12 protein-coding genes and 1 pseudogene are annotated in these 24,786 nt (G+C 41.7%); 3 read left to right on the top strand and 10 right to left on the bottom strand.

The genetic code is table 11. The annotated features are described in order from the left end of the window. Positions 1–9: 9 nt before the first annotated feature. Together ACYQ0C_RS16530 and ACYQ0C_RS16525 are read right to left on the bottom strand one after the other, a co-directional pair. Positions 10–1,284 (bottom strand): rhamnogalacturonan acetylesterase, encoded by a 1,275-nt coding sequence (locus ACYQ0C_RS16530; protein ID WP_016278034.1) that lies wholly within the window; start codon positions 1,282–1,284, stop codon positions 10–12. 18 nt (positions 1,285–1,302) lie between these two features. Next, positions 1,303–4,170: an exo-beta-1,4-galactosidase gene (locus ACYQ0C_RS16525; protein ID WP_016278033.1), complete on the bottom strand. Its 2,868-nt coding sequence runs from the start codon at positions 4,168–4,170 to the stop codon at positions 1,303–1,305. 210 nt (positions 4,171–4,380) lie between these two features. Here ACYQ0C_RS16525 and ACYQ0C_RS16520 point away from each other — a divergent pair. After that, positions 4,381–5,316: pseudogene (locus ACYQ0C_RS16520) on the top strand (glycoside hydrolase family 43 protein); the annotation flags it as partial. Positions 5,317–5,342: 26 nt separating this feature from the next. After that, on the top strand, positions 5,343–7,421 hold the full coding sequence (locus tag ACYQ0C_RS16515; RefSeq protein ID WP_016278031.1) for a beta-galactosidase: 2,079 nt from the start codon (positions 5,343–5,345) through the stop codon (positions 7,419–7,421). 116 nt (positions 7,422–7,537) lie between these two features. On the opposite strand, the gene ACYQ0C_RS16510 is transcribed toward ACYQ0C_RS16515, so the two are convergent. The 8 genes from ACYQ0C_RS16510 to ACYQ0C_RS16475 form a co-directional block, all read right to left on the bottom strand. Further along, complete coding sequence (locus ACYQ0C_RS16510) at positions 7,538–8,668, bottom strand: glycoside hydrolase family 88/105 protein (protein ID WP_016278030.1); 1,131 nt, start codon at positions 8,666–8,668, stop codon at positions 7,538–7,540. A gap of 120 nt (positions 8,669–8,788) precedes the next feature. Beyond that, a complete protein-coding gene (locus tag ACYQ0C_RS16505; RefSeq protein WP_016278029.1) occupies positions 8,789–12,100 on the bottom strand; it encodes a glycosyl hydrolase in 3,312 nt (1,103 codons plus the stop codon). A 113-nt stretch (positions 12,101–12,213) separates the two neighbouring features. Beyond that, a complete protein-coding gene (locus tag ACYQ0C_RS16500; RefSeq protein ID WP_016278028.1) occupies positions 12,214–14,067 on the bottom strand; it encodes a rhamnogalacturonan lyase family protein in 1,854 nt (617 codons plus the stop codon). Positions 14,068–14,082: 15 nt separating this feature from the next. Beyond that, entirely contained in the window at positions 14,083–15,366 is a 1,284-nt protein-coding gene (locus ACYQ0C_RS16495) for an alpha/beta hydrolase family protein (RefSeq protein ID WP_016278027.1), read from the bottom strand. Positions 15,367–15,408: 42 nt separating this feature from the next. Beyond that, positions 15,409–17,190 (bottom strand): alpha-L-rhamnosidase-related protein, encoded by a 1,782-nt coding sequence (locus tag ACYQ0C_RS16490; RefSeq protein WP_016278026.1) that lies wholly within the window; start codon positions 17,188–17,190, stop codon positions 15,409–15,411. A 214-nt stretch (positions 17,191–17,404) separates the two neighbouring features. Beyond that, positions 17,405–17,719, bottom strand: a complete 315-nt coding sequence (locus tag ACYQ0C_RS16485; protein ID WP_016278025.1) for a hypothetical protein — start codon at positions 17,717–17,719, stop codon at positions 17,405–17,407. 89 nt (positions 17,720–17,808) lie between these two features. Further along, positions 17,809–19,947 carry a RagB/SusD family nutrient uptake outer membrane protein gene (locus tag ACYQ0C_RS16480; protein WP_016278024.1) on the bottom strand — a complete coding sequence of 713 codons (2,139 nt, stop codon included), beginning with the start codon at positions 19,945–19,947 and terminating at the stop codon, positions 17,809–17,811. A gap of 31 nt (positions 19,948–19,978) precedes the next feature. Then, complete coding sequence (locus ACYQ0C_RS16475) at positions 19,979–23,131, bottom strand: SusC/RagA family TonB-linked outer membrane protein (protein ID WP_257463950.1); 3,153 nt, start codon at positions 23,129–23,131, stop codon at positions 19,979–19,981. Positions 23,132–23,419: 288 nt separating this feature from the next. Between ACYQ0C_RS16475 and ACYQ0C_RS16470 the strand changes: the two genes are divergently transcribed. After that, on the top strand, positions 23,420–24,601 hold the full coding sequence (locus ACYQ0C_RS16470) for a tyrosine-type recombinase/integrase (protein ID WP_016278022.1): 1,182 nt from the start codon (positions 23,420–23,422) through the stop codon (positions 24,599–24,601). Positions 24,602–24,786 lie beyond the last annotated feature (185 nt).

The raw sequence follows: 24,786 nt of genomic DNA, 5'->3' as shown, positions 1-24,786 counted from the left end.
ACTTTTAAATTAATTGCCGTCCGGCTTTTCAATTTCTGTAAACGGGCTGTCATTCCATTTGAAACAGTCCAAAGCATCCGGATGTGCAGGATTGTAACCGGAATAGTCGCTGCGCAAATAGTTAGAGATGGGTAATCCCGCTTTCTTTATCCCTTCAATGATACATTTGGAGATTTGATAAGCTCCGTAAGGATTGAAGTGGGTATTATCTGCCAATACCCTGTTTTGTCCCGGATAGGTTCCGGCAGGATAATGTACGAATGCCTTTTTGGAAGGTTCCACTCCCATTGCTTCATAGAGGGTACGGGTCATTTCGTTGAGATCGATCAAAGGAACGTTTTCTTTGGCAGCCAACCAGCGCATCGCTTCGGGATAGTCTGCGTGGGTATCTCTGATTTTACCGTTTTCATCGAAACTGCGACGTTGTGTCGGGGTTACCAGTACAGGATAGGCTCCTCGTGCCCTTGCCTCATCAATGAATGTTTTCAAGCTGGTCATAAATGAATAATAAGCTCCTTTACCGGGACCTTTTTGCTTTTGGTCGTTGTGACCGAATTCCATAAAAATATAATCTCCGGGTTTCATTTGTGTCAATGCCTTTTTCAGTCGTCCTGCACCGATAAAAGTATTGGCGCTTTCACCGGATTCTGCATAATTGGCAAAACAAATGCTGTCATTGAAGAAGCGGGGAATCATTTGTCCCCAGCTTGCCCAAGGTTCATTGTCCTGGTCTACTACGGTAGAGTTACCGCATAGGAATACGGTGGGTACATTATTTACTTTCTCAATAATCAGTTCGGACAATTGGGGTGCATCCCCGTTGAATTCCAAAGTAAGTTTGTCATCCCAGTTCAATTTTTGGCGTTCACGCGGTTTGATGCGCACATTTTCTTTTTCCGAAATATGTGTGTTGCGCTTGTTGATCACAAATGTACAAGGTTTTAGCTCCCCTTTTCTTGTCTTCACATTTTCGAAAAAAAGGCGGCGTGATTCTCCTCGCACTGTTGTTTCTCCGGCAGCGCGTTTGTTTCCTATCACGGCTGTGACATGGTAATTGCCATCGGGAACCGTAACAGAGAAAAAGAATGGAGCTGTACTTTTACCTTCCGGAGAGGGCTGTCTGTCATATCCGTATCCCTTTTCCTCCGAGTATCTGTCGGCGGGAGTTATTTTGGTATAACCGTCTTTCGTTTTTTTACCTGTGGTAAAATCGAATTTGTAAGTTTGTGCTTCGACTCCTAATGTCGCTAAAAGTCCAAGAGCTAATAGGGCTATCTGTTTCATGATTGATATAGATTGTTGTTAATTGATTTTCGGTTTTAGTTCATCCGGAGAGTCATTGGTATAAGATTTTACGTCACCGGCTGTTTTTGTGAACAACTCACTGATTTGTTGAGGCGTTACAGTAAATTGCGGACGGAACTGGTCCGAATTCATATAATCCAGAATGGCTTTATGCATCTGACGGGCTACCATGCGTTTCTCTGGCTGGGAAGTAATGTCCATGCTTGTCATAAGCACTTTCCCATTTAATACATTGGCTTCGAATAACATACCTATCTTGCGGCTTATAAACCAAGTGTCGATGCTTTGAACCGTAGGTTGGAAAGCGGGTGGAAAGTGGGTGAATTGCATCACTTGAGCACGATTCAGCAGTTCCCACCATTGCAGATTGCTGTGATATTCTGTCGGAAACTGACGGAATAACGGGTGTTTGGGGTTTACTAAGATACCTGTGGTATGAGGAGGACGCATTTTGAACCAGGAGGTGTTCCAGAATACAGGAGTGAATTGCTGGACCACTTCTTTACCATAACTCACTTTGCCCGCAGCTGTAATAAGCACATTTCCACCATTCTGAAGAATCTCCAAGGCTTTCGAATCCAAAGTGTCAGTAGTGTATACTTTTCCTTCGGCTATTGTTACTTGGGCGGGATAAACCCAGAAATTCCAGTCATTTACAGCTTCTGTTCCTGTAATGCGTATTTCCAGATTCAGCTTTTTAGCCTCTTGGATGTCAGTGAGCGGAAACTCAAGGCTACCCGTGCGATTTAAATTTCCGACAGGAATGTCTTGTGTTGCCAATGTGCCTTGCGCATATACTTTGCCATATTCGTCTTTTAACGTATATACAATTTCTGCTTGTTTTAATGCCTCGGCACCAAAATGAGCAACTTCAATATCCGCCTTTAAAATCTCCTTGTTATTATATACAAATTTATCTGTACGCATCAGTGGAACTGTAGGTGAACAGAAACGTCTCCATTCTGCAGAGTTGATATATCCTTTTTCTTCAAAGAAAACATCGAGAACACCTACCAGTGCAGTTCCCTGACCCGAATAATCGTTCAGTGCCAATAATTGGAAACCGGCATAATCGGGCGTGCGGAGTGTCTTTTCTATTTCATATTTGTAACAAAGGGCTTGCAACTTTCCGCTAGCCATCATAAATAGATGGGCTTGGTCGCTCATGTGGTTGTCAGCCAGAATGTCTTTGAAAATTTCGAAGTTCTTGGCTTTATTAACACCTGTATATTTACGTATTTCATTGAAATTAGGGAAAGCACACCATTGACCTGTTTCGTGGGATACGTAAGGTTGTTTCACTGTGTCAAGATGATTCTGGAAACGATAATCGTCTTGGGTGGATGGCTGTCTTTTAGACCAGGTCAAGCCACGTGCCCCCGCTTTTACATGATATTGGTTGCGGGGTTGCCATTGCCATCCGTTGCCTACCGATGCTCCGGTATATACATGTCTGGGGTCCTTCTTTTCCCAATATTCTACGAACTTGGTCACCCATTCTACCCAGCGTCCGCTAGGTTCGTTTCCGCATGCCAACATGCAATAGGAGGCATAGTTGCCATATTCTTTGGTTAATGCGATGGTTTCGTCCATCAAATAGGTGTCAATAGGTTGTCCCAAACCTAATTTAGGACCATGATTGGGCCAGCTGGGACCTTCGGGTTGCAGATAGAATCCTACCCGGTCGGCAGCCATAAAAGCGGCTTCGGGAGGACAGAATGAATGGAAACGCATGTGATTCAGTCCATAACTGCGACAGATACGGAATACTCGTTCCCAACTTTCTACATCCATCGGGGCGTAACCGGTCAACGGGAAGTCACAGTTCTCAACTGTTCCGCGAAGCTGAGTTTTGCGTCCATTTACATAAAACCATTTACCTTTGATTTCAAATCGGCGCATACCGAATTGTATTTCTTTTATCTCAGTTTTTTTCCCATTGGTGACTTCTGCTTTCAGTTTGTACAGGGCCGGATGAAATTCATCCCATAACAGCATATCATTCCCCATAGGTAATACTATTTCTGTTTCCGTCACTCCTTTGTTAAGTTTGATTTCTTGTTGTATGGCGGGAACGATATGTTTTTTATCCGTATTGAAGCTCTCTGCTGATAATTTTACTTTTGCAGTGCCTGCACCTTTGATGACGACTTTGACACGTGCCTGTTTTTGTTCCGGTTCCGGATATATTTGAATATCATCAAAAAATGTTTTCGGAGTCGTTTGCAGACAGATGCGTCCTACAATGCCGTTCCAGTTTCCTTGTGTCTGGTCAGTAATGCTATGTGAGTCCGGTCCGACATTGATTTCTTTGATTCGGTTATCCACCCGGATGGTGATGTTGCACTTTCCGGGACGGACATAACGGGTTATATCATATTGATGGGGTACGCACAGGCTGTTCTGCATTCCTGCCTTTTGTCCGTTCACCCATACGGTAGTTTCTATATGGGGACGTTCCAGAAATAGCAAGATACGTTCACCTTTCCAGTCGGCAGGCACATTTACTTCTTTCTGATACCAAGCAGCTCCTACATAATGTTTGTCGGGAGTCAAAAAGAATGGAAATTTAATATTGCTTTCTTTACGGTATTTTTCCATGTATGGATTATAATAATAGGAACTGTCATAGAGACTGCCTGTCCATCGGGTCTTTGCGGTAACCTCATCGCCTTTTAGTTTCTCGGGCATGGAGCCGGGAAGGTGGATGCAATCATTTAATGTGTGGTTGAACCATTTCTCTTTTTCTCCTTTATCCTGGCGGTCAATACTGAATGACCATTTCCCGGATAAGTCAAGAGTTTTTTGTGCACTTAACGAGAAGCACATCCATACTAAGCAGACAGTCAATAGCGTTTTTTTCATAGCATTTTTTTACTTGAATTTGATGTTGCTAAATTAAGACCTTTTCACGTATATGTAAATAGAAAGAAGTACATATAGATGGAAATTCGTATAAAAACAGGGTAATGTGCGATGAGGTTGTACTATTTTACATGGATATGCCTGGTATGTGCAGAAAAAAATCCAAATCTCTTTTTATCTTTGCATGCTAACAATTAAATCATTATATACATGAAGAAACGATTATTCTGTTTGCTCTGCTTGTTAGGAGCAGTATCCGGATTATTTGCCGGTAATACGGCTTATTTGTTCTCTTATTTCATTAATGACAGTCGGGACGGCCTTCATTTGGCTTATAGTCTGGATGGGCTGACATGGACTCCTTTGAATCATGGAAAATCTTTCTTGATACCCACTGTCGGGAAAGACCGCCTGATGCGTGACCCTAGTATTTGTCAGGCACCGGACGGTACCTTTCACATGGTGTGGACTTCCAGCTGGACAGACCGGATTATAGGTTATGCTTCTTCTCCCGATTTAATTCATTGGAGTGAGCAACGCTCTATTCCGGTAATGATGCATGAACCTGCTGCACATAATTGCTGGGCGCCTGAATTGTTTTATGATGAACCTTCGCAAACTTATTATATTTTCTGGGCAACGACTATTCCCGGACGTCACAAGGAAGTGCCGGTCATTGAGAGTGAGAAAGGGTTGAACCATCGTATTTACTATGTTACGACGAAGGATTTTAATACATTTTCTGAAACCAAACTGTTCTTTAATCCTGATTTCAGTGTGATTGATGCAGCTATAGTGCGTGATCCGGTGATGAAAGACTTGATTATGGTGGTGAAGAATGAAAACTCGTTGCCGGCAGAGAAGAATTTAAGAATAACACGGACAACGCGGATAGAGGATGGGTTTCCTACTACCGTTTCTCCTTCCATTACAGGAAATTATTGGTGTGAGGGACCTGCGCCACTTTTTGTGGATGATGCTCTTTATGTCTATTTTGATAAATATCGTAATCATCAATATGGAGCTGTTTGCAGTCGTGATCATGGAAAGACGTGGGAAGATGTGTCTGACCGTGTATCTTTTCCAAAAGGAACCCGTCACGGAACCGCTTTTACCGTAGAGAAGGCTGTACTTGATAAACTGCTTGAAAGCAATTAAACTACTATATTATCATGAGAAAACGATTTGTGACCGTTCTTTTGGCTTGTTCTTTGGCCGGAGGACTTTTTGCACAACAACCTTGGTTTAAAGACAAGGATTTGACTTTGACCGGTGCTTATTATTATCCCGAGCATTGGGATGAAAGTCAATGGGAGAGAGATTTTAAACAGATGCACGATTTGGGTTTTGAATTCACCCATTTCGCGGAATTTGCTTGGGCGCAATTGGAACCGGAAGAGGGAAAATATGATTTTGCCTGGTTGGATAAAGCGGTGGCTTTGGCTGCCAAATATGATTTGAAAGTCATTATGTGTACTTCTACGGCAACTCCACCGGTATGGCTGAGCCGTAAATACCCTGAAATTTTGATTAAAAATGAAAATGGTACCGTGCTTGATCACGGAGCACGTCAACATGCTTCTTTTGCTTCTCCCGTTTATAGAGAACTGGCTTATAAAATGATAGAGAAGTTAGCTCAGCATTATGGAAATGATTCCAGAATAATCGGCTGGCAGCTCGATAATGAGCCGGCTGTACAATTTGATTATAATCCGAAAGCTGAACTGGCTTTCCGGGATTTTTTGCGTGAAAAATATCATCATGACATTCAAGCATTGAATGATGCCTGGGGAACGGCTTTTTGGAGTGAGGTTTATTCTTCTTTTGATGAAATAACTCTTCCTAAAACTGCCCAGATGTTTATGAATCATCATCAGATTTTGGATTACCGCCGTTTTGCTGCTAGTCAGACAAACGACTTTTTGAATGAACAATGTTTGTTGATTAAAAAACAGGCAAAGAATCAATGGGTGACTACTAACTATATTCCTAATTATGAGGAAGGACATATAGGTGGCAGCCCTGCACTTGATTTTCAAAGTTATACTCGCTATATGGTGTATGGAGACAATGAAGGTATCGGCCGCCGCGGATATCGAGTGGGAAATCCGTTGCGTATTGCTTTTGCCAATGACTTTTTCAGACCCATCCAAGGTACTTACGGAGTCATGGAACTTCAGCCTGGACAGGTGAATTGGGGGAGTATCAATCCTCAACCACTGCCCGGAGCTGTCCGTTTATGGATGTGGAGCGTATTTGCCGGTGGAGGCGACTTTATCTGTACTTATCGTTATCGCCAGCCTCTGTATGGCACGGAACAATATCACTATGGCATTGTAGGTACAGACGGAACAACGGTAACTCCCGGTGGACGAGAATATGAGCAGTTCATGAAAGAAATCAGACAGCTGCGGGGACAGGTTGCTGCTCGTGAGGTGAAACCGGCCGATTATTTGGCACGTCGTACCGCCATTCTTTTTAATCATGAAAATTCATGGAGCATTGAGCGCCAGAAGCAAAATCGTACATGGAATACATTGGGGCATATTGAGAAATATTATCGCACGTTGAAATCTTTTGGCGCGCCCGTAGATTTTATCAATGAAAGCAAGGAGTTCTCCTCTTATCCTGTGATCATAGCTCCGGCTTATCAATTGGCTGACAAGGCATTGGTAGATAGATGGACTGATTATGTAAAGAAGGGTGGTAATTTGGTCTTAACTTGCCGTACAGCCCAGAAAGACCGCCATGGACGTTTACCCGAAGCTCCTTTCGGTTCCATGATAAATGAACTGACCGGTAATGAAATGGAGTTTTATGATTTATTACTTCCTGAAGAACCGGGCAAATTACGGATGGATGGAAAAGAATATACGTGGAATACTTGGGGAGAGATATTGAAACCGGGTAAGGATTCACAGGTATGGGCTACTTATACACAGGAATTTTATGAAGGAAAACCGGCAGTCACTACTCGTAAGTTGGGAAAAGGTACTGTTACTTACGTAGGGGTGGATAGTACGGACGGATTACTGGAGAAGGATATTTTGAAGAAACTATATGCGCAATTGAATATTCCTGTGATGGATTTACCATACGGTGTTACTTTAGAGTACCGCAATGGTATGGGGATTGTACTGAATTATACAGATAAACCTTATAAATTCGTACTTCCTTCGGGAACCAAAGTATTGATAGGAGAGCCTGTTATTCCTACAGCTGGAGTATTGGTGTTTTCTATTGCAGATTAACAGTATGATGGATAGAACAAAAAAGAGCGGCTTCACAGTCGCTCTTTTTTACTTAACCTAAATCTAACCTTTAAATCATAGTCTATGAAAAATCGATTCACTAACCAATCATATTATTAATTTAATTTGTAAACCTCACTTCCGGCAAGCAGGAAACAACCTACTCCAAAGTCTTCAAAATCGGGTACTTTGTCGTATGTGACAGGTTGACTGTCTTTCGGTTCTTTTCCGGTTCCTTGTACAAGCCCTAGGAAACCGTTAGGATGAACCGCATCCTTCACCATAGCATTCCATGCTTTCAACAAGACTGGTAGGTATTCTTTTTTATCCAATAGTCCGTTACGTACCCCCCATGCCATGCCATATACAAATAAAGCGGTACCACTGGTTTCTTTACCCCCGAAGTTTGATTCGTCATGCATACTTACATTCCAAAAACCATCTGTGCGTTGGCAATTTTTGATAGCTCTACTCATGGTCAAGAAATCATTGATATAGTCGGCGCGATGTTTTTCATTAGTAGGAATTTCATCCAATACACGTACCAGTGCGGCATATACCCATCCATTGCCACGACTCCAATAGCAATTCTTACCATTAGGTTCTTTGTAGGGGGGATCAAAGTCTTGGTCTCTCCACCATAAACCTTCTTTTGAGTTGTACATGCCATTCTCACCATGTTTATTACGCGTATATTCATACATATCCCACATTTTGTCGAAATATTTTTGTTCTCCGGTCAATTTCCCAAGTTTGGCAAATACAGGCATTCCCATTTGGATGGCGTCAATCCACCACCAATCATTTACTTGAGGAGTGTTAACCAGCATATCTATATTAGCTTTGACCTTACGGATTCTTTCCGGATCGGGACAAATGTTATATAAGTCAATGTAAGTCTGGCTGGCACAGTAATCATCAGCATTGCGAGTGGTTGTACCGTTGCGGAATCCCCATTTGTGGTAATTTGACCAATCGACAGCGTATTTATAATAGTCATCGCGTGGATAGACGGAGTAAAGAGCCATTAATCCTTCATAATATACTCCGCGTGTCCAGATATTACTGGGACGGGTTACATTTTTTACAAAAGAAGGAGTACGATAATCGGCATACTTCTTCATGAAGTAATCATTGACTTTTGTAACAGTCTTCAATGTTTCTTTTTTGTCCGGCAAGTCTTGTGCTTTTACAACTCCAAAACCTAATGCGGCTAAAAAGAATGACAGTATTAATTTTTTCTTCATCATGTTGTTTTTAGTGTTTTAATGGTAATACAAAAGTAGGATGGTCTGGGGCTTTCTACAATGGAAATGCGTACATCTTCCTTGAATATTATGCATGTGTACGCATTTCGATCGTATTTTTTATTTGCTAGTGTTCTTATTGGGCTGTCGGGCCTTGTTTACAGGCCGTTCATAGATTTTTTCTCCTTCTTTTATTTCGAGTTCCAAACCCTTAAAATTGACATTGGCTACATTCGAAATGCTTAATCCTTTTTGAGCCTTGATATGGCAATTCTCAAAAAAGAATGTATCGTTTCCGAATGGAGTCTCTTTAAAACCATACATGGTTCCTGCTGATTGTGCTTCTCCATTTATATTCTTGAAATGGATATTGCGCAAACGGGTCAACGGATAATGTGCAGGTGAAAGCGGAGGAACCATACGCCATTCCATATTGATATCAAAGATACTGCGTGCTCCTCTGATGGTAATATCTTCAAAAGTGATATTTTCTACTATCCCGCCGCGGCTGGGCTGACTTTTAAAGCGTAAGGGGCTCCAATTTTCGTTATCCATCAGGCAGGAACGTATGGTCACATTGCGTATGCCGCCTGATATTTCACTGCCCATAGCCACTCCACCATGACCGTATGCAAAATGACAGTTCTCTATCAGAATGTTTTCACTGGGACGTCCTACTCTGCGTCCGTCCTCGTCTCGTCCGGATTTGATGGAGATACAGTCATCATGCGCCTCAATGCGGGTGGAAGTAATCAGTATATCATTGGACGAATCAATATCTATGCCATCGGAACTGGGTATATATTCCAATGCGCGGATATCGATTCCATCTATAGTGAATCCGTTTGTGTAAAGTACATGAAGACACCATGAGGCTTGATTTATCATTTTTAAACCGGAAATCTTGCCTCCCGGGCAATCTGTGAAACATAACAGTCTGGGGCGCCCGGAGTTTCCGAATGGAATCTTTTTCCATTCTACTCCTTTACCATCGATAACCCCTTCACCATAAACCTTAACTCCGTCTGAATGGTCGAAATTCAAGAAAGCGCATCGCCACTTTCTTTCTATGCCTTCAAAACGAGTCGGGATGACAGGAAATTCATTGGGGGCGACAGTGCTGATTAGTTTGGCGTTTTTCTCTATACGTAAATCTACACCGCGTGGAAAGAATAGAGCGCCGCTTAGATACTCCCCGGCAGGAATAACTATCGTTCCGCCTCCGTTGTGAGCTGCTTCATTAATGATACGTTGTAAAGTGGCTGTTTCCGAATAGCCATTTCCTTTTACGCCATATTCTTTAATGTTATATTCTCTATTGCTTTTTCCGATGGATATGAGCTTGCTTTCCCATGCTTCCAGTTTAATGGTCAGCCGGGTGCAGTTATTGACAATTGTTGCATTTATCGGTTGGAGTGTGCCATTTGTCGCATTCCATTCTTTTGCGACTCCTACTTTATCAAAGTCTGCTGTAAATTCTGTAGCTTTATTCCCTTCATTGAATATGAAGTAGAGATCGCCATCGGGCATTACTCTGCGCGTGTAGCGGATAGAATCATTGGCAGGTGAAATGATTTTCATTTCCGGTTTCGGAAGGGAAGAGCTTACACGTGCTGTCCATCTGGTGGATGGCTCAATCCTACTGTTGGTTAAATCTGATAGGGAACCGGGAGCAGTGAAACTTTTGTCAATGAAAGAAGCAGGCTTCTTTCCCCAAAACAGGACCTTTCCTCCACGTGAGGAAAATGTTTCTATTACTTTCCAGGCAGATGCGGAAATAACATCTGATGATGGGATAATCAATGTTTCATATCTTTGACCGCTTTTATTTTCCAGATAGCCGGGACCTATGGCCAGTGCTTCCGTAAAAGCGTCATCATTTATGTAGTCAAAATCCCGTTGATGAGTTAACAGCTGTTGGGTAAGAGTGACGATATCCTTATAAACTTCATTGTTACCCAGCCACATAGTAGATGTGGGGTAATACATGGCAATCCGTGCTCCCGGCTTCCCCTGGCTCATTAGGTAAGTAGTGCGATTTGTATATTCATTCAGGCCTTTCATACCGGGATCGCTCATCCAATTGCGCTGTTTGGATCCTGCCAGCCAGAACATGAATTCAAAGAAGTTAATCCCACGGGCAATTTGATGATCTACAACAAATTTGGCTTGGGAAATGGTAGGGGAGATGTGGTAAGCCGCAAAACTTTCGCTGAATGCTCTAGGTTTTCCATAAACATGAGCTACAGATGAGGCTAGTTTGGGGAAATCATTAAGGGTACCGGGCCATATTTGGTTCCAGATTGCATCTACTCCGGGTATTTGAACTTTACTTAAATTCCGGAAATAGTCTCCTTCAGCTTTAACACATGCGGGCATTTCATGTTCTTTGTTAAGATGGGTAATGTGGGCTACTCCATTGGCTGCACACCAATCGGCCTGTAATTTGAAAAAGTGGGTGGCGAACAAGCTGGACCATACATCCCAATAATCGGCTTTTACCCTTTGTTCTTGTGTGGTGGGCAAAGCGGTAAAAAAGGAGGCCAGATAGGGAGTCGGGTCGTATCCTTTTATTTCTTTGAAGGTTTGGATAATGGAAGGAGTCCAGGGTAAATGTGCATAATCGGGTTCGTCTCCCCGGAAACCAAGTACGGTGGTACCCAACTCTTTACCAAGGTATTTTTTATACTGTTCGTGTGTCCAGTCAATAAATTGTTGTACGGCAACAGGGTTCAGATAGTCACACAGGGAATTAGTGGCATCTTTGCCGCCGTTGGGATTATTAACGGCTCGGGTTACGGCCGTCCGGAAGTCGCTTTTGACCAATAGGATCTTCCAGTCATCCACTCCGGCATTGAAACTTATTTTTCCATTATCAATTTCTACAGTTCTGTTAGGAGCACCGGAGGTACTGACGGCTACCGCACTGATGATTTCCGGTGCTATTTTATGGTTTGTCATTACTTCTCCCCGTTTTATTTGTATGGTATCGTCTATCACAAGAGCTTGCATTCTCAAATCGGGACGTTCCTGTGAGAATTTTCCTCCTGCAAATCCGCTGGGATATTTTCCTTCATCAATAATCCAGACTTTCATACCTCGCTTTTTGGCTTCAAGTACTCCGGTACGAATTGCTTTAAACCATTCTTCGGAAAGATATTTGAAGGGTAGTTTGTAACCTGCTTCAAATATTACGGCACGGAATCCTTTCTTCTTGATAGAATCCAAGTCATTGCAAATAGTCTTTTTATCCATTTTCCCTTCCCAACCCCATATTACGTGGTTGGCAAATTCCACAGGAGGTTCTGCAAATTGTTGTTCTAGACTGGAAAGGGGCGTTTCATGAATACCTTGCCAGGATTTTATTTCATTTTCTGCGAGTATAAAGTTGAAATAAAAAAGGGAAGCAATGAGTAATAGTATCTTTTGCATGATGTTTATGATTAGGTTTGAGTTTTATATGCATAAGGGCGCATCAAAGCGCCCCTACAGCAAAAGGATATCCGTTGTAGTTTTTAGAGGAATCCTTCATGCTAATCTTAATATTATTCTCCTAAATAATAGGAGGGGACAGGAGCTTGTGGATATCCCATGGAACGATGAGCTACATAACTTCTATATATTCCGTCTTGCATCAATGTGGTGCGACGGTCTTTTGCTGGAAGATTGGTGGTGTAGATGCGTATTTCACCGGGCAATGCGGTGATTATTTCTTCACGCCAGTCTCCATATAAGTCTGCGATCATTAAGATATCACCTTCAATTCCTTGTGTCAGTGTTTCTCCTTTCCATTTTACAATACTTAGTGAACGACCGTTTGAAGAGGAACTTGCCCCCCATCGGTTATCGTCTCCTTTGAATGTTTCGCGCAATAAGTCACCGTCCCACCATGCCCAATTACGGCAGGAGGGCACTTCCTCATTTTTACCTAAAGGTTTACCGTCAGCCGAAAGTAGATATTTGTCTGTGCTGCCTCCTTTACGGTCTTCGCTGGCAAAACATTCCAGACCTTTGTGGACCGGATCAAAATCAGCAACCATCCCATCGCCTACATGGAATGTCTTATGACCGATATTCCATACCGGTTGTCCTGTTCTGGCATCCACAACACAAACGCCACGTCCGTTCTCGTGCCAAGGTTCCAGACAAAGGAACACTTCCATACCCGGACGATCCGGGTCGATATCAGTCAGATAGATTTTATCAGGGTGTCCTAGTCCGGTAGACCATAGTAAAGTCCCGTTATCATCAAGCATGCATGAGCCTAACAGAATTTCATCTTTTCCATCTTCATCCACATCACCACATACCATATTATGGGAACCCATGCTTCTTACTACGGGATTTTCTTCATCGCCGTCCCATCGCCATGCACGTTCCAGTTTGTTACCTTTCAGTTGCCATGCATCTACAGTCATCAGTTTGTAAGTGCCACGACATGCCAATATATAAGGAGTTTTGCCGTCCAGATAGGCCATCCCTATTTGGTTACGGTTCTGTCGGACCAGATTTCCATACCTGTCATTCCGTTCAGGCCAGTCCACGCGGGCAATTTCTTTTCCGGTCATTCCATCCCATACACTTAGATATTCTTCACCGGAGTCTACTCGTCCTTTTTCATTTCGTTTGGTCGTTTCCGGAGCTGTTTTTAAGGCAATTTCTGCTTTGCCATCTCCATTGAAGTCGTATGCGATGAAAGGTGAGTACCAAACACCGGGCTCAATACCTTGTCCTAAATCTTTAGACCATAAAAAAGTGCCGTCACTTAAATAAGCCTCAATTTGGTAAGTTGAACCATCCAAAGTACCGGGCATTCCGGGATCCACATTTTTTTCCGGGGTGCGGATGATATAATCGTAAATACCATCCCCGTTCAAATCAGCAACGGCTATTTTGCCTGCTTTTATATTACGGTTCAATTTAATAGACTGATAGTTTCTCAATAAAGAATAGTCCACATCCAATTTGGAAGATGTGTCAATCACTTTTTTCTTTTTATCTAATGCACAGATCCAATAGGTCGCTTTTCCGGCAACGGGAGTTTGGTCAACAAAGTCACAGGTGTTTTTAATAGGATTTTTTGATAAACGCTGTGTCTTGCCGTTTGCAGAACGGTAGAGGTGGAAGGAAGTGTCAGTTTCATCTTGTTCCAATAGCCTCCAACTGAGGTAGATACCTTTCCCGTCTGCAGATGGGGTGGCCGTTAATCCTCTGTCTAAGTGCTCTTTTACTCTTTCTGTTGCAAAACCTTTGATTTCCGGTTTGGGCTCATGGCGTGGTTCTAGTATTTCATAATAATATGTACGTTCACGCGAGTCTTGAGCTGTCATGTTTATTGATATGCTAAGCAACAGCGGTACCGAGCATAATCCTATAAGTAGGTTCTTGTTTTTCATCATTGATTTATATATTAATTATTTGTTTTTAAAATATTTGTCAGCAAAGCGAAGGAATTGTTCCCAATCGTATGGAAGAACGGCGTGAGGCCCTTTACGATTGTGGTATGCGATAGAGCCATTCATGTAAGGTGTATCCACAGGAGGCATTTCTTCACAACCTATTCCGTTCAAGCCATAAAGGGCATATACAGGTTCAGCTCCTTTACCTCCTAGAAATTCACCTTTTTGGTCGGACCAGTTGTCTTCTTCTGCACTGGCTATATATATAGGTCTTGGAGCAATCAGGGCAACGAGTTCGTGCTGGTCGAAAGGTAAGTATTTTTCCCTGTCATTAAATTGTTTGTAATTACCGCAGAACCAATGGGGAAAACGTACATTCATGGCTTCTACAGTCTCACCAAAACAACGACGTGAGATGGCAACTCCGCAACATCCCGAATTCCCGGATATGACTAAAGCAAAACGCGGATCGGAGGCTCCGGCCCAGACAGCGGTTTTGCCAAGACGAGAATGACCTATCACGGCAACTTTTTTAGCATCCACTTTTTTGTCTGTTTCCAGATAATCCATGGCACGGCTCATGCCCCATGCCCAGGCTGCAATGGAACCCCATTGATCCGGATCTGGGAAATTCTGCCCTTTCTCGTAATAATAAGGATGCACACCATTTTGGAAATCATCGTCAAAATCGGGATCCACATCATTATAACAGAAAGTGGCCAGACCATATCCGTGTTCCAGAATTTTATCAAGCTGCCAGGACTTGTCCATTGATCCCCTGAAAGATCTTTTCTTCATTTTTTCATCTGTTATTTCGGGGACAGATAAATCGGGATCATCATATATCGTGTAATTGGGCATGAAGCTGATGCCTAGAAAAACCGGAATTTTTCCTGATACATGATTAGGAAGATACAGTTGCAAGTCGATGTGGGGACCCTGTGGATCGTCTGTTAATTGGATGGTTATTTCTTTCCGGGTGGCACGTCCGTTCAGAGCTTTTTCATTGATCCGACTGACTGTGCAAGGCAGTTTGTGTTTTAATACAGGTGCTTTGCCAAACATGTAAGTCGTAAACAGGTTTAAAATTTCGGGGCGGCGTTTTTGCTCCCATTGTTCCTTGGTCTGAACCATTTCTCCGTCGTGGCACATTAATACGGAAGGTAAGGTATATTGCGGAACCTTACTTTCATCATAATTAGCTAATTTGGCATAGTCTTTTCTAGGAGATTTTCCATTTTGGGCGTCAGTATAAGTTATACTCAAGAGGAGCATAATCCATATCATTATGTTTTTCATAAGATCCAGTTTTTATAGAAGTTTGATAACGATTTCTTATAATTAAATTTGTTTTACACCTTTCGGAAGTTTCACTTTGGTTGCGATTTTACCATCGGCTTTCTTCTCGTGGCTGACTTCTATCACGCCCCAAGGGGTGGGATAAGTGCCTTTGGCCCATTCTAATTTACCCAGATGTGGCTCAATGCTGATCTGCTTGCGTTCCACGTCCACGATTTTTACACCTAATACATGATCAGACAGCCATGTGGTAGGTCCTGAGGACCACCCGTGGCAAAGGCTGTGACGGAATCCGGGATAGCAGTAGGCGCCGAAATCGCCATGTATGTCTTTTTTCCCAGCCGGAACAGGTTCGTCTATAGGAGCGGCATTGGGAATCCAGTCCAGATTGAAATCTTCCCAAAATGTGGTTGCTCCCAAATCCAGCATGGCCCCCCAGAAAGTATTAATGATATCTATTGCTTTCTCATATTCACCTGCTTTGGCTAATGCTTCCAGCATATAATATCCGTAAAAAGTGGAAAAACCTTTTCCACCGCCTACAGAGACAACTTCATCGCAAGCCTGTTGGGGATCCATCAATCCGGCGATGGCCATTAATGAGGCTGCCTGTTTCAGATTGTTGTGAGGTAATATCTTTTTTTTCATCCGGTTGATAATGTCCAGACATAATTGAGCATCAGAGGTGTTGCCAAGTTTTAAAGACAATTGATGCGCATCTTGCATGGCCCATACGATCAGTGCGCGATATCCTGCCTCAACTCCGGCTTTATTTCCGCTGGATGGCCAGTCCAAAAAGCGGGCAGGCGCTAACGTTTCATTTCCCGCATCATCCACTTTCTCGTTTATCAGATGGATTAACCCGCTGATATAGTCGGAATGTTTCTTTAAAAAATCAATATCGCCGGTCTGGTGATACCATTCATATTGGTTGATCAGATACCATAGGCTGTATGCACTCATGCCATTCATCCAATTGGGTAAAGGAAATTGTTTGCAGGCCAGGTCCAGACTGTTGGGAATCACCTCATTGTATCCGAAAACACGGCTGATGGTCATTAATTCAGGGTGCATATCGCCCAGCCAGACTACCCGGTCACGTTTGATGCCATCCCATAAAAACTCCTGCATATTCAAATGGACAGTATAGGCTCCGGTAATCCATATTTTGTTTAAACGTTGGTCGTTGCATTCAAAAGATCCCAGATAGGGAATATCACGGTAGCGCAGGATAGCTGAAATTTCTTTTAAAGAGATAGTAGCGTTGTTTTGCAGCAAGTCGAGACGGACAAAGCGGAAACCGGTATTGCCTATTTCAATCATGCCGTCACGGGGAATTTCCATGATGATATCACGTTTGGCATGATCGTCCGTTGAAAATCCCACTTTCCATTCGGAATTTGAAGTGGTACTGTTGGCTTCTCCAACAGATTCTCCGAAACGTATCCTTACCAAAGAAGGTTCCCTACGGCTGGAACTGCCCATGACGAGCTTTAATCCTCCATGCAGTTCACTGCCGAAATCCAGTAATAAGGATGCCTTCTCTGTTTCAGTAGAGGTCATTATACAACATTTTTTTCTGTTCATTTCCGATTGGCCGTTTCCACGCTCTAACAAATAGTGTTCATCTTTTATTAGATTATTCTTACATCCTGCGTATTTGGTAACAATACGTTTGGGGGTGATGTAAACGCGGTCCATGATATCTTTGGTCATTCTTTGTGAGGCATCGCTTTGTAGGGTGGGAGGGATACCTGCATATAGAAGTGCAGGCAGCAGAGCGAATGTAATTATGCTTTTCCTGATTGCTGGTAATAGTTCCATAGTATCTTTGATTTTTGATTTATGCAAATATAGACGAAGAAGGTGTCTTACCTATGGAATTTTATTCATTTACATGGAATATTGTTCATCTTCTTTCTGTTCTTTTTCCATATACGGATAACAATCTAGTTATTGATTTTTTTTGGGGGGGCTGACAGATAGATTCTTTATATGAAAAGAAATGAGTGAATGAACTGTACAGAGCTTGTTGATATCACTTTTCTTTTATAATCCATATTCCTTCAAAAAAAGGAGCCTCACCTCGTAGCTTTCCTTCTTCTTTATATAGCCGTGCGCTCACTATATCGTTGATTTGTATTATATAAATATCTCCTTCTTTTGTGTAGTGGCTTGTCAGAACCAATGGTCCTGGTGCGACAAATCGGCATAGCGTGTCGTTCAGGAAATCTATGTAATCTATTTGTGGATTGCCATCTACAAGTTCATAGCGTATGGATTTTTGTTGTTTGCATCCCGCTATTAACAAGAATAGTGTAGTGAAGTATATAAACCGACCGATTTTTTTCATTATAAAATAAGTATTTATGGTGTGGAAAATAGGGGAATGCTGAATCCGGCACTCCCCTTATTAATTATTGACTACAAAAATCTAGTCTGTTAATAGCCTGGATTCTGCATTGCGGCTTTTTCTTCATCACTTAAATTCGTACCGTCTTCATGCTGAAGTTGGTCTAAGAATGTTTGTGGAATAGGACGAAGCAAATGTTTGTCTGCTATATTGGCAGCTGCTTCCGGATTGAATAATTTAGCACGTTGAACCAAAGTCTTGGTACGGCTCAACTCTTCCCAGCGGTTCCATTCACCTAAGCATTCGCGGGTACGTTCGTTTAAAATGAAATTGATCAAACGGTCTTTGTCCCCATTTACGCCCATAGCTGATAGAATAGCTTCATCCTCAGCTGGTAATGATGAATAACTTGAAATTTGCAGACTGGAAGCATCTGTAGTGTGTTCTATACCAGTTGAAAGATAGTAAGTGTTCTTTTGAAGGAAAGAAGCCTTGAATGCCTCTGTGTTATTGATCTTGGTACCATTGGCATCTTTGCATTTGCCTAAAGTGCTTAGTGCGGTTGAATTATCTTCGTCACCGCCTGCGCTTTTCAAGAAAGCCATAGAACCGTCGGTGTAGTATTCGCGGTCTTCCCCATTTTTCCATTCGGCACGTGCACGGAGCTGGTTGATGGTAGAAATAGCATCCTGGAAGTTACCGGAACGTACTTGAGCTTCTGCTTTTATCAGATAAGTTTCGCCTGTACGGGCCATAATGACATCACGATGTGCGTCCCCTTTCTCTGCTGTACGCGAGCCGTCATCAGTTTTATTGATACCACAGAATACATTGGACTGTGCTGGATTTCCGCTAACACCATAGGTGTTCAATACATATTGACCACCGGCATATACAGGGAACACATTCGGCACCCATTTATTTGTTTCGGGGTTTACAAAGGAGTGGGCTATACCACCACGACCTACTGTTCCATAATCGGAGTTTGTGGCGTCTTTAAAACGATTGTCACTTTTTTTATTAAGAATAAAGATGATGCCTTGGTCGCCTAGTGTTGGAACCTGATCGGCTGTAATACCGTTTGTAGCCACTACATCATCTGCTTTCGATGCAATATTATTCAATCCGTAGACAGTTTTGAATGTTTTCCACATACGTGAGTCATTCACATTGTCGAAGATAGCATAAGCATATTCTGTAGGGCGGCAACGTTGGAAGTCCATACCACCAATATATTGACCACGTTGTGTCCAACCACCGGAGAAGTTGGAGAATTGTGGGTTGAAGTAATTATAAGTACGGTTTCCGAAACGTCCGGTTGCCGAAGAAGTGTGTTGGCATGACATTAATATTTCATTAGACTCCTCGGCTTTGCAGTCTATACCGGTCCATTTGGCGTAAAGGTTATTATAATCACTTTCCAACGGACATTTTGAGATGACTTCATCACATAACGTAATCGCTTTTTTCAAGTCTGCATCTGCAGGGTAACTTGAGTTCCAGTCGCTGCAACGTTCAGACTGACGATATAGTAAAGCCTTTGCCAGAAAGTGTGCTGCTGTATATTTAGTCCATGTACCTGTACCACGCCATCTGTCTGCAGGTAGTTTGTCGTAAGCGTTCTGCAGGTCATCAATCACTTGGTTTAATGTTTCTTCTGCAGAAGCGCGAGTAAAGGTTCTGACCACACCTTCAGTAACTTGGGTTTGCAGAACCACCCCACCATATTGTGCGAAAAGGCGATAGTAGTTATATCCGCGTAGGAAATAAGCTTCACCCAGGCATTTTTCGCGGACTTCCGCATCTGTAACATAATCAGCTGATGCGATAACTTGATTGGCGGAAGCGATGCCGTAATACATCTGATCCCAAAGAGCTGAAATGCCCGGACAGTTATTGTTGGCTGCTCCGTTTGCTTTTGTACAGTCCAATGGGTTCAGACGGCTGTCATAAGTGTTCCATGGTTCTGCTGTCAGGTCAGAGCCGTTTGTAAATTCATCTGTACCGTAAAGGGTAATACCATACGCCCACTCATAACCAAAATGCCAACGGATGTTACCGTACAGTGCGGTAGCCAAATCTTGAATGCCCTGTGACGTTTTGAAATAGTCAGTGGTATAGGATGACTTGTTTTTTTCATCTAGGAAACTATCGCTACAAGAACTGAAACTAGCAGTCATTGCGACAGATAGGGCAGCTGTGAATAATGTATATTTTAAATTTTTCATTTTAAAAACAGTTTAATGTGTTATTATCAAATTAGAAACCAACTTGTAAACCGAAAGTAAAGCCTCTATTGTAATAAGTAGTGCCTAAGTCCAAATCCATAAAATCTACTGAAGAATAGAGGTTGCCTATATTCTTAGCTTGTGCGTATAATTTAAGAGAACTGATTCCGATGTTCTTCAATGCTTTGGAATTGAAGTTGTACCCTAGAGAAATGTTACGGATCTTGATGAATGAGGCGTCTTTAAAGCCTAGCAGACTTGAATAAGCATCGCCACCTGCTGTACTGTAAATCGGCTTTTGATAATCAGCACCAGTGTTGTCCGGAGTCCAATAGTTTATTTTACGTTGGTTGTACATACCGTATTGGCCTTCACCACCCGTATCAACCATATAACCAAATCTTCCGTTCAGCTCGATACCTAGTTCAAGACCTTTATAGTTGAATGTATTGCTCCATCCCAGCACCCATTTAGGATTTTTGTTGCCAAGAATAATACGGTCATTGCTGTCTATAACATAGTTGCCATCCTGATCAACCGGTTTAACCATACCTGCTTCAAATTTATGTCCGTTGGCATTGAATTTAGCCATTTCTGCAGCATCGCTTTCCTGCCACAGACCATCGCTGGCGGTACCATAGAAAACATTGATTGACTCACCAATGAACCAGGCATTGGAAATGTCATCCTGCTTGCCGTTGGCAAGTTCTACGATTTCATCTTTTTGATAGGCTGCATTGATAGTGGAACTCCATTCAAAGTCTTTGGTTTGTATGGGAACCAGGTTCAGAGATAAGTCAACACCGAAGTTTTTGGTCTTACCTACATTGGCATAAGTGGAATTAAAACCGGTTAAGGTTGGAATAGTCATACTTAATAACAAGTCATTGGTGTTAGAGTGATAAATATCCATTGAACCGTTGATACGTCCATTCAGGAAGCTGAAGTCCACACCATAGTTATATTGTGTTGTCTTTTCCCAACCTAAATTTTTATTTGCCATTTTTACTTGAGAAGAAGTGTAATAAGGTTCATTGGTGGCATAAGCAGGGGTCAGAGTAGAGCCAAAAGGTACATAGAATGACTGGATGTTACCTAATGTAGAATATGCACTTACAGCTGAGTTACCAGTTGTTCCCAAGCCGAAACGAAGCTTTAACTGGTTTATCCAAGAAATATCTTTCATAAAGTCTTCTTGGTCAATGCGCCAGCCCAAGGCGGCGGAAGGGAAGAAACTCCATTTATGCCCGTCTGCTAATACGGAAGAACCGTCATAACGTCCGGAAACAGTCAATAAATAGCGGTCGTTGTATGCGTAATTTACACGTGCCATGTACGATGCCAGCTGATTTTCAGACATGCCGGTACTCATACCAGCACCATAAGTTGCTGCATCCGTAATATCTACACTGCCCATGTTGTACCATTCAAAATTCTCATTAGGGATGGCGTTAGCACTTTCGGAACCACTTTCTTTATTATATTTGGAAGCTGACTGCAATAAGGTTACGCCTAAGTTATGTTTGCCGAATGTCTTGTTATAGTTGATCTGATTGTCCAGTGTCCATGACAAGTAACGGTCTGTGGCATATTTAGCGTAGTTTTTCGAACCCATTTTTACAGCAGAATCCTTGCTTATGAAAATACCTTGACGATAGTGGCGGAAATCAGGACCGAAAGAGATTTTATAGCTTAGTCCTTCCAAAGGTGCCCACATTTTCCCAAAATCAAATTGTCCGTAAAAGCTGCCTAGTGCACGGAAAGTCTGACGGTTATCGGTTGACTTGTTCCATTCATCGATTACAGTATAAACATTGGTAGTGGAACCACAGGGATTTGTAATGATATTGCCTTCCTCATCATAAGGAACACCAAAACGTGGAATAGCTTTTGCCGCACTATATATATCAACCGGGCCAGAGCCTGAAGATTGTCCGGTACGGGAATAACCATAGTCCTGAACTGCCCATGAACCGTTGATCGATCCCCCCATTTTGAACCAAGGTTTTACTTGTAAATCGACAGACATTGAGAAGTTGTAACGTTCATATTCCTGTCCTTTCTGAGTACCTTGATTATTCAGGTTACCAACGGAGAAGAAAGCTTGTGCAGTTTCGTTACCGCCACTACCACTGATGGTGTGTTCATGAGTGATACCTGTTTGGGTCACTATGTCTGCCCAGTCGGTATCTGTTACTCTACTTCCATCCCAGCTGCCGTTATTCCAACCTTTATTTACATTTGCCAAAGCAGTGGGATCACCTGATGCTGCGAAATAAATTTGGTCTTTGTCGTAGTTAGGTTGGTCACCGCGAGGGTTGTTTACCGGATCCGAGTTGTAATAAGCCCAACGGCGCCAAGTTATGTAATCGCTTGCACTCATGGCAGGTGATTTGTCTTTCAGGGTTTCTAATGTGACAGAACCTGAATAGTTTAAAGCAAGTCTGCCCGCTTTACCACGTTTAGTAGTTATCAAAATGACACCATTGGCACCACGAGAACCGTAAATAGCTGTAGAAGAGGCATCTTTTAAGATATCAATGGATTCTATGTCACGCGGATTGATTGTCTCAATTCCTCCAGCACTCAAGGGAACGCCATCTACTACATACAGAGGGTCTGATGATGCGCTGATAGATCGGTTACCACGAATGCGGATTGATCCTACAGTACCCGGACGTTCGCTTGAGGTGATATCTACACCGGCGGCTTTGCCCTGTAAGGCTTCAAAAGCATTGTTCACAGGTCTTGTATTCAATTCTTCAGAACCGACACGTGCCATAGCACCTGTAACGTCACTTTTTTTCTGAACACCATAACCAACCACTACTACTTCATCCAGTGTTTCAGTATCCTCTTCCAAGGTTACTTTAATAGTTGATTGTCCTTTCACTAGGACATCTACAGTTTTATATCCCACGAAACTTACTTGGATCGTCCCATTATCAGGAACATTCTGAAGTGTGAAATTACCATCAAAGTCGGTAATTGTACCATTGGTAGTACCTTTCACCACTACACTGGCACCGATTACAGACTCACCTGTCTTATCAAGGACAGTACCCGAAACGGTTTTGCTCTGTGCAAAGGCCCCTACAGCCAATACGGATAACAAAGCAACGAAGAACAGTCGCTGGAACTTGTCCAGACGACCCAACAGACTTGAATTTTTTCTGCCTTTCATACTTTAATTATTAAGTTAAACAAAAGTTAGTTTTCTATTCTCTCAGGAGAAAAAGGTCTCCCACCTGTGAAAAAGTGTTGCAAATATATGTGTGAATACTAAAAAAGCCAATGTAGGATTGTACAAAAGCATGGAAAATTATGTCTTTTCAACTGAAAAATAGTACAAATGTCTGTGAACAATCTCAAAATGGATAGTCTCAAGAGCATTTTTGTTATACAAGAGTGCTTTTATTTCTGATTGTTACTTTAATATTGTATTGTAAAACGTATAAACTAAAATTTGAATATGGCTAATCTTTCAATAGTAATTGTACCTACTAAAAAATTATCGAACGGTAGGCATAGAATTAGAATTGCAGTGGCTCATCGTTCACAAACGAGATATATTTCAACCCAATTTATTTTAGATTCTGCAAGTCAAATGAAAAATGGACGAGTAGTTAAACACGAGAATGCAGCCAATATAAATGCTTGTTTACGTAAACTGATTAATGAATACGAAGAGATTCTTTCGTCTATTCATTATCAGTCGACTCTTTCATGTACTGAATTGATACATATCATAACTCGAGAACAGCAAAAGAAAGGAATAACTTTTAATACAGTAGTGAAAGAATATCTTTCGATGATGAAAGCGGATGATCGTAAAAAATCTCATAAACTATATAATATAGCTTGTGCAAAGTTCCTTAAACATATGAAAGGTGATTTTCCTTTGGTACAACTCAGTCCGACACATATACAAAGTTTCGCTGATGTAATGAAGGCTGAAGGATTAAAAGAAACTTCGATCAGAATTTATCTCACTTTAATAAAAGTAATATTGAACTATGCCAGAAAAATGAATTATGTAACTTATTTAGTTCATCCTTTTGTCTTATTTAAAATGCCAGTTAGTAATATCAGAGAGTTGGATCTGTCCGTTGACGAATTAAAAAGAATACGTGATGTAAAATTATTCAAATGTGTGCATATCATGACCCGGGATATATTTATGTTAACTTATTATTTAGGTGGCATTAATTTAAGAGATCTGATGGAATATGATTTCACTAAAGGAAATTGTATGAGATACATAAGACATAAAACCCGTAATAGCAAAAAGAATGAAAATGAAATAGCTTTCACTATCCAACCAGAGGCACAAACAATTATCAATAGATACATTTCGGGAAATGGAAAATTAGTTTTTGGTAAATACGAATCTTATGAAAAAGTATATAGTTTGGTCTTTAGACATATAGGAAAGGTAGCTGATCTAGCAGGCATAGACAGGAAAGTTTCATATTATTCTGCTAGAAAAACATTTGCACAACATGGTTATGATATAGGCATTGAAATAGAAAAAATAGAATATTGTATTGGCCATAGCATGAAAAACAATCGTCCTATATTTAATTATATACGGATAATGCAGGAACACGCCGATAAAGTTTTTAGAGAAATCTTTGATCAATTGCTTAGATAACGTATATGAATTATAATACTATTTGTTTATGAATAATGTACAAGAAAAAGCACGTACTAGAGCGTGATAAAGTACTTTAAACTAACCTGTCAAACTACAATAAGGGTCTTTTACATTCTTTATTATTGTATCATCTACATTAAAAAAACGATGAAATGGGCTTTTTCCGCTACTTTTAACTTCGT

It is taken from the genome of Phocaeicola sartorii JCM 17136 = DSM 21941 (genome assembly GCF_054653615.1).
Note: the sequence above shows the minus strand (reverse complement) of the source record. Positions and strands in the feature narration are given on the sequence as shown.

Bases quoted from the DNA above. Each gene is read 5' to 3' on its own strand.
- ACYQ0C_RS16530 (WP_016278034.1), bottom strand. From the start codon at position 1,284: ATGAAACAGATAGCCCTATTAGCTCTTGGACTTTTAGCGACATTAGGA.
- ACYQ0C_RS16495 (WP_016278027.1), bottom strand. From the start codon at position 15,366: ATGAAAAACATAATGATATGGATTATGCTCCTCTTGAGTATAACTTAT.
- ACYQ0C_RS16525 (WP_016278033.1), bottom strand. From the start codon at position 4,170: ATGAAAAAAACGCTATTGACTGTCTGCTTAGTATGGATGTGCTTCTCG.
- ACYQ0C_RS16515 (WP_016278031.1), top strand. From the start codon at position 5,343: ATGAGAAAACGATTTGTGACCGTTCTTTTGGCTTGTTCTTTGGCCGGA.
- ACYQ0C_RS16505 (WP_016278029.1), bottom strand. From the start codon at position 12,100: ATGCAAAAGATACTATTACTCATTGCTTCCCTTTTTTATTTCAACTTT.
- ACYQ0C_RS16490 (WP_016278026.1), bottom strand. From the start codon at position 17,190: ATGGAACTATTACCAGCAATCAGGAAAAGCATAATTACATTCGCTCTG.
- ACYQ0C_RS16510 (WP_016278030.1), bottom strand. From the start codon at position 8,668: ATGAAGAAAAAATTAATACTGTCATTCTTTTTAGCCGCATTAGGTTTT.
- ACYQ0C_RS16500 (WP_016278028.1), bottom strand. From the start codon at position 14,067: ATGATGAAAAACAAGAACCTACTTATAGGATTATGCTCGGTACCGCTG.
- ACYQ0C_RS16485 (WP_016278025.1), bottom strand. From the start codon at position 17,719: ATGAAAAAAATCGGTCGGTTTATATACTTCACTACACTATTCTTGTTA.
- ACYQ0C_RS16480 (WP_016278024.1), bottom strand. From the start codon at position 19,947: ATGAAAAATTTAAAATATACATTATTCACAGCTGCCCTATCTGTCGCA.
- ACYQ0C_RS16470 (WP_016278022.1), top strand. From the start codon at position 23,420: ATGGCTAATCTTTCAATAGTAATTGTACCTACTAAAAAATTATCGAAC.
- ACYQ0C_RS16475 (WP_257463950.1), bottom strand. From the start codon at position 23,131: ATGAAAGGCAGAAAAAATTCAAGTCTGTTGGGTCGTCTGGACAAGTTC.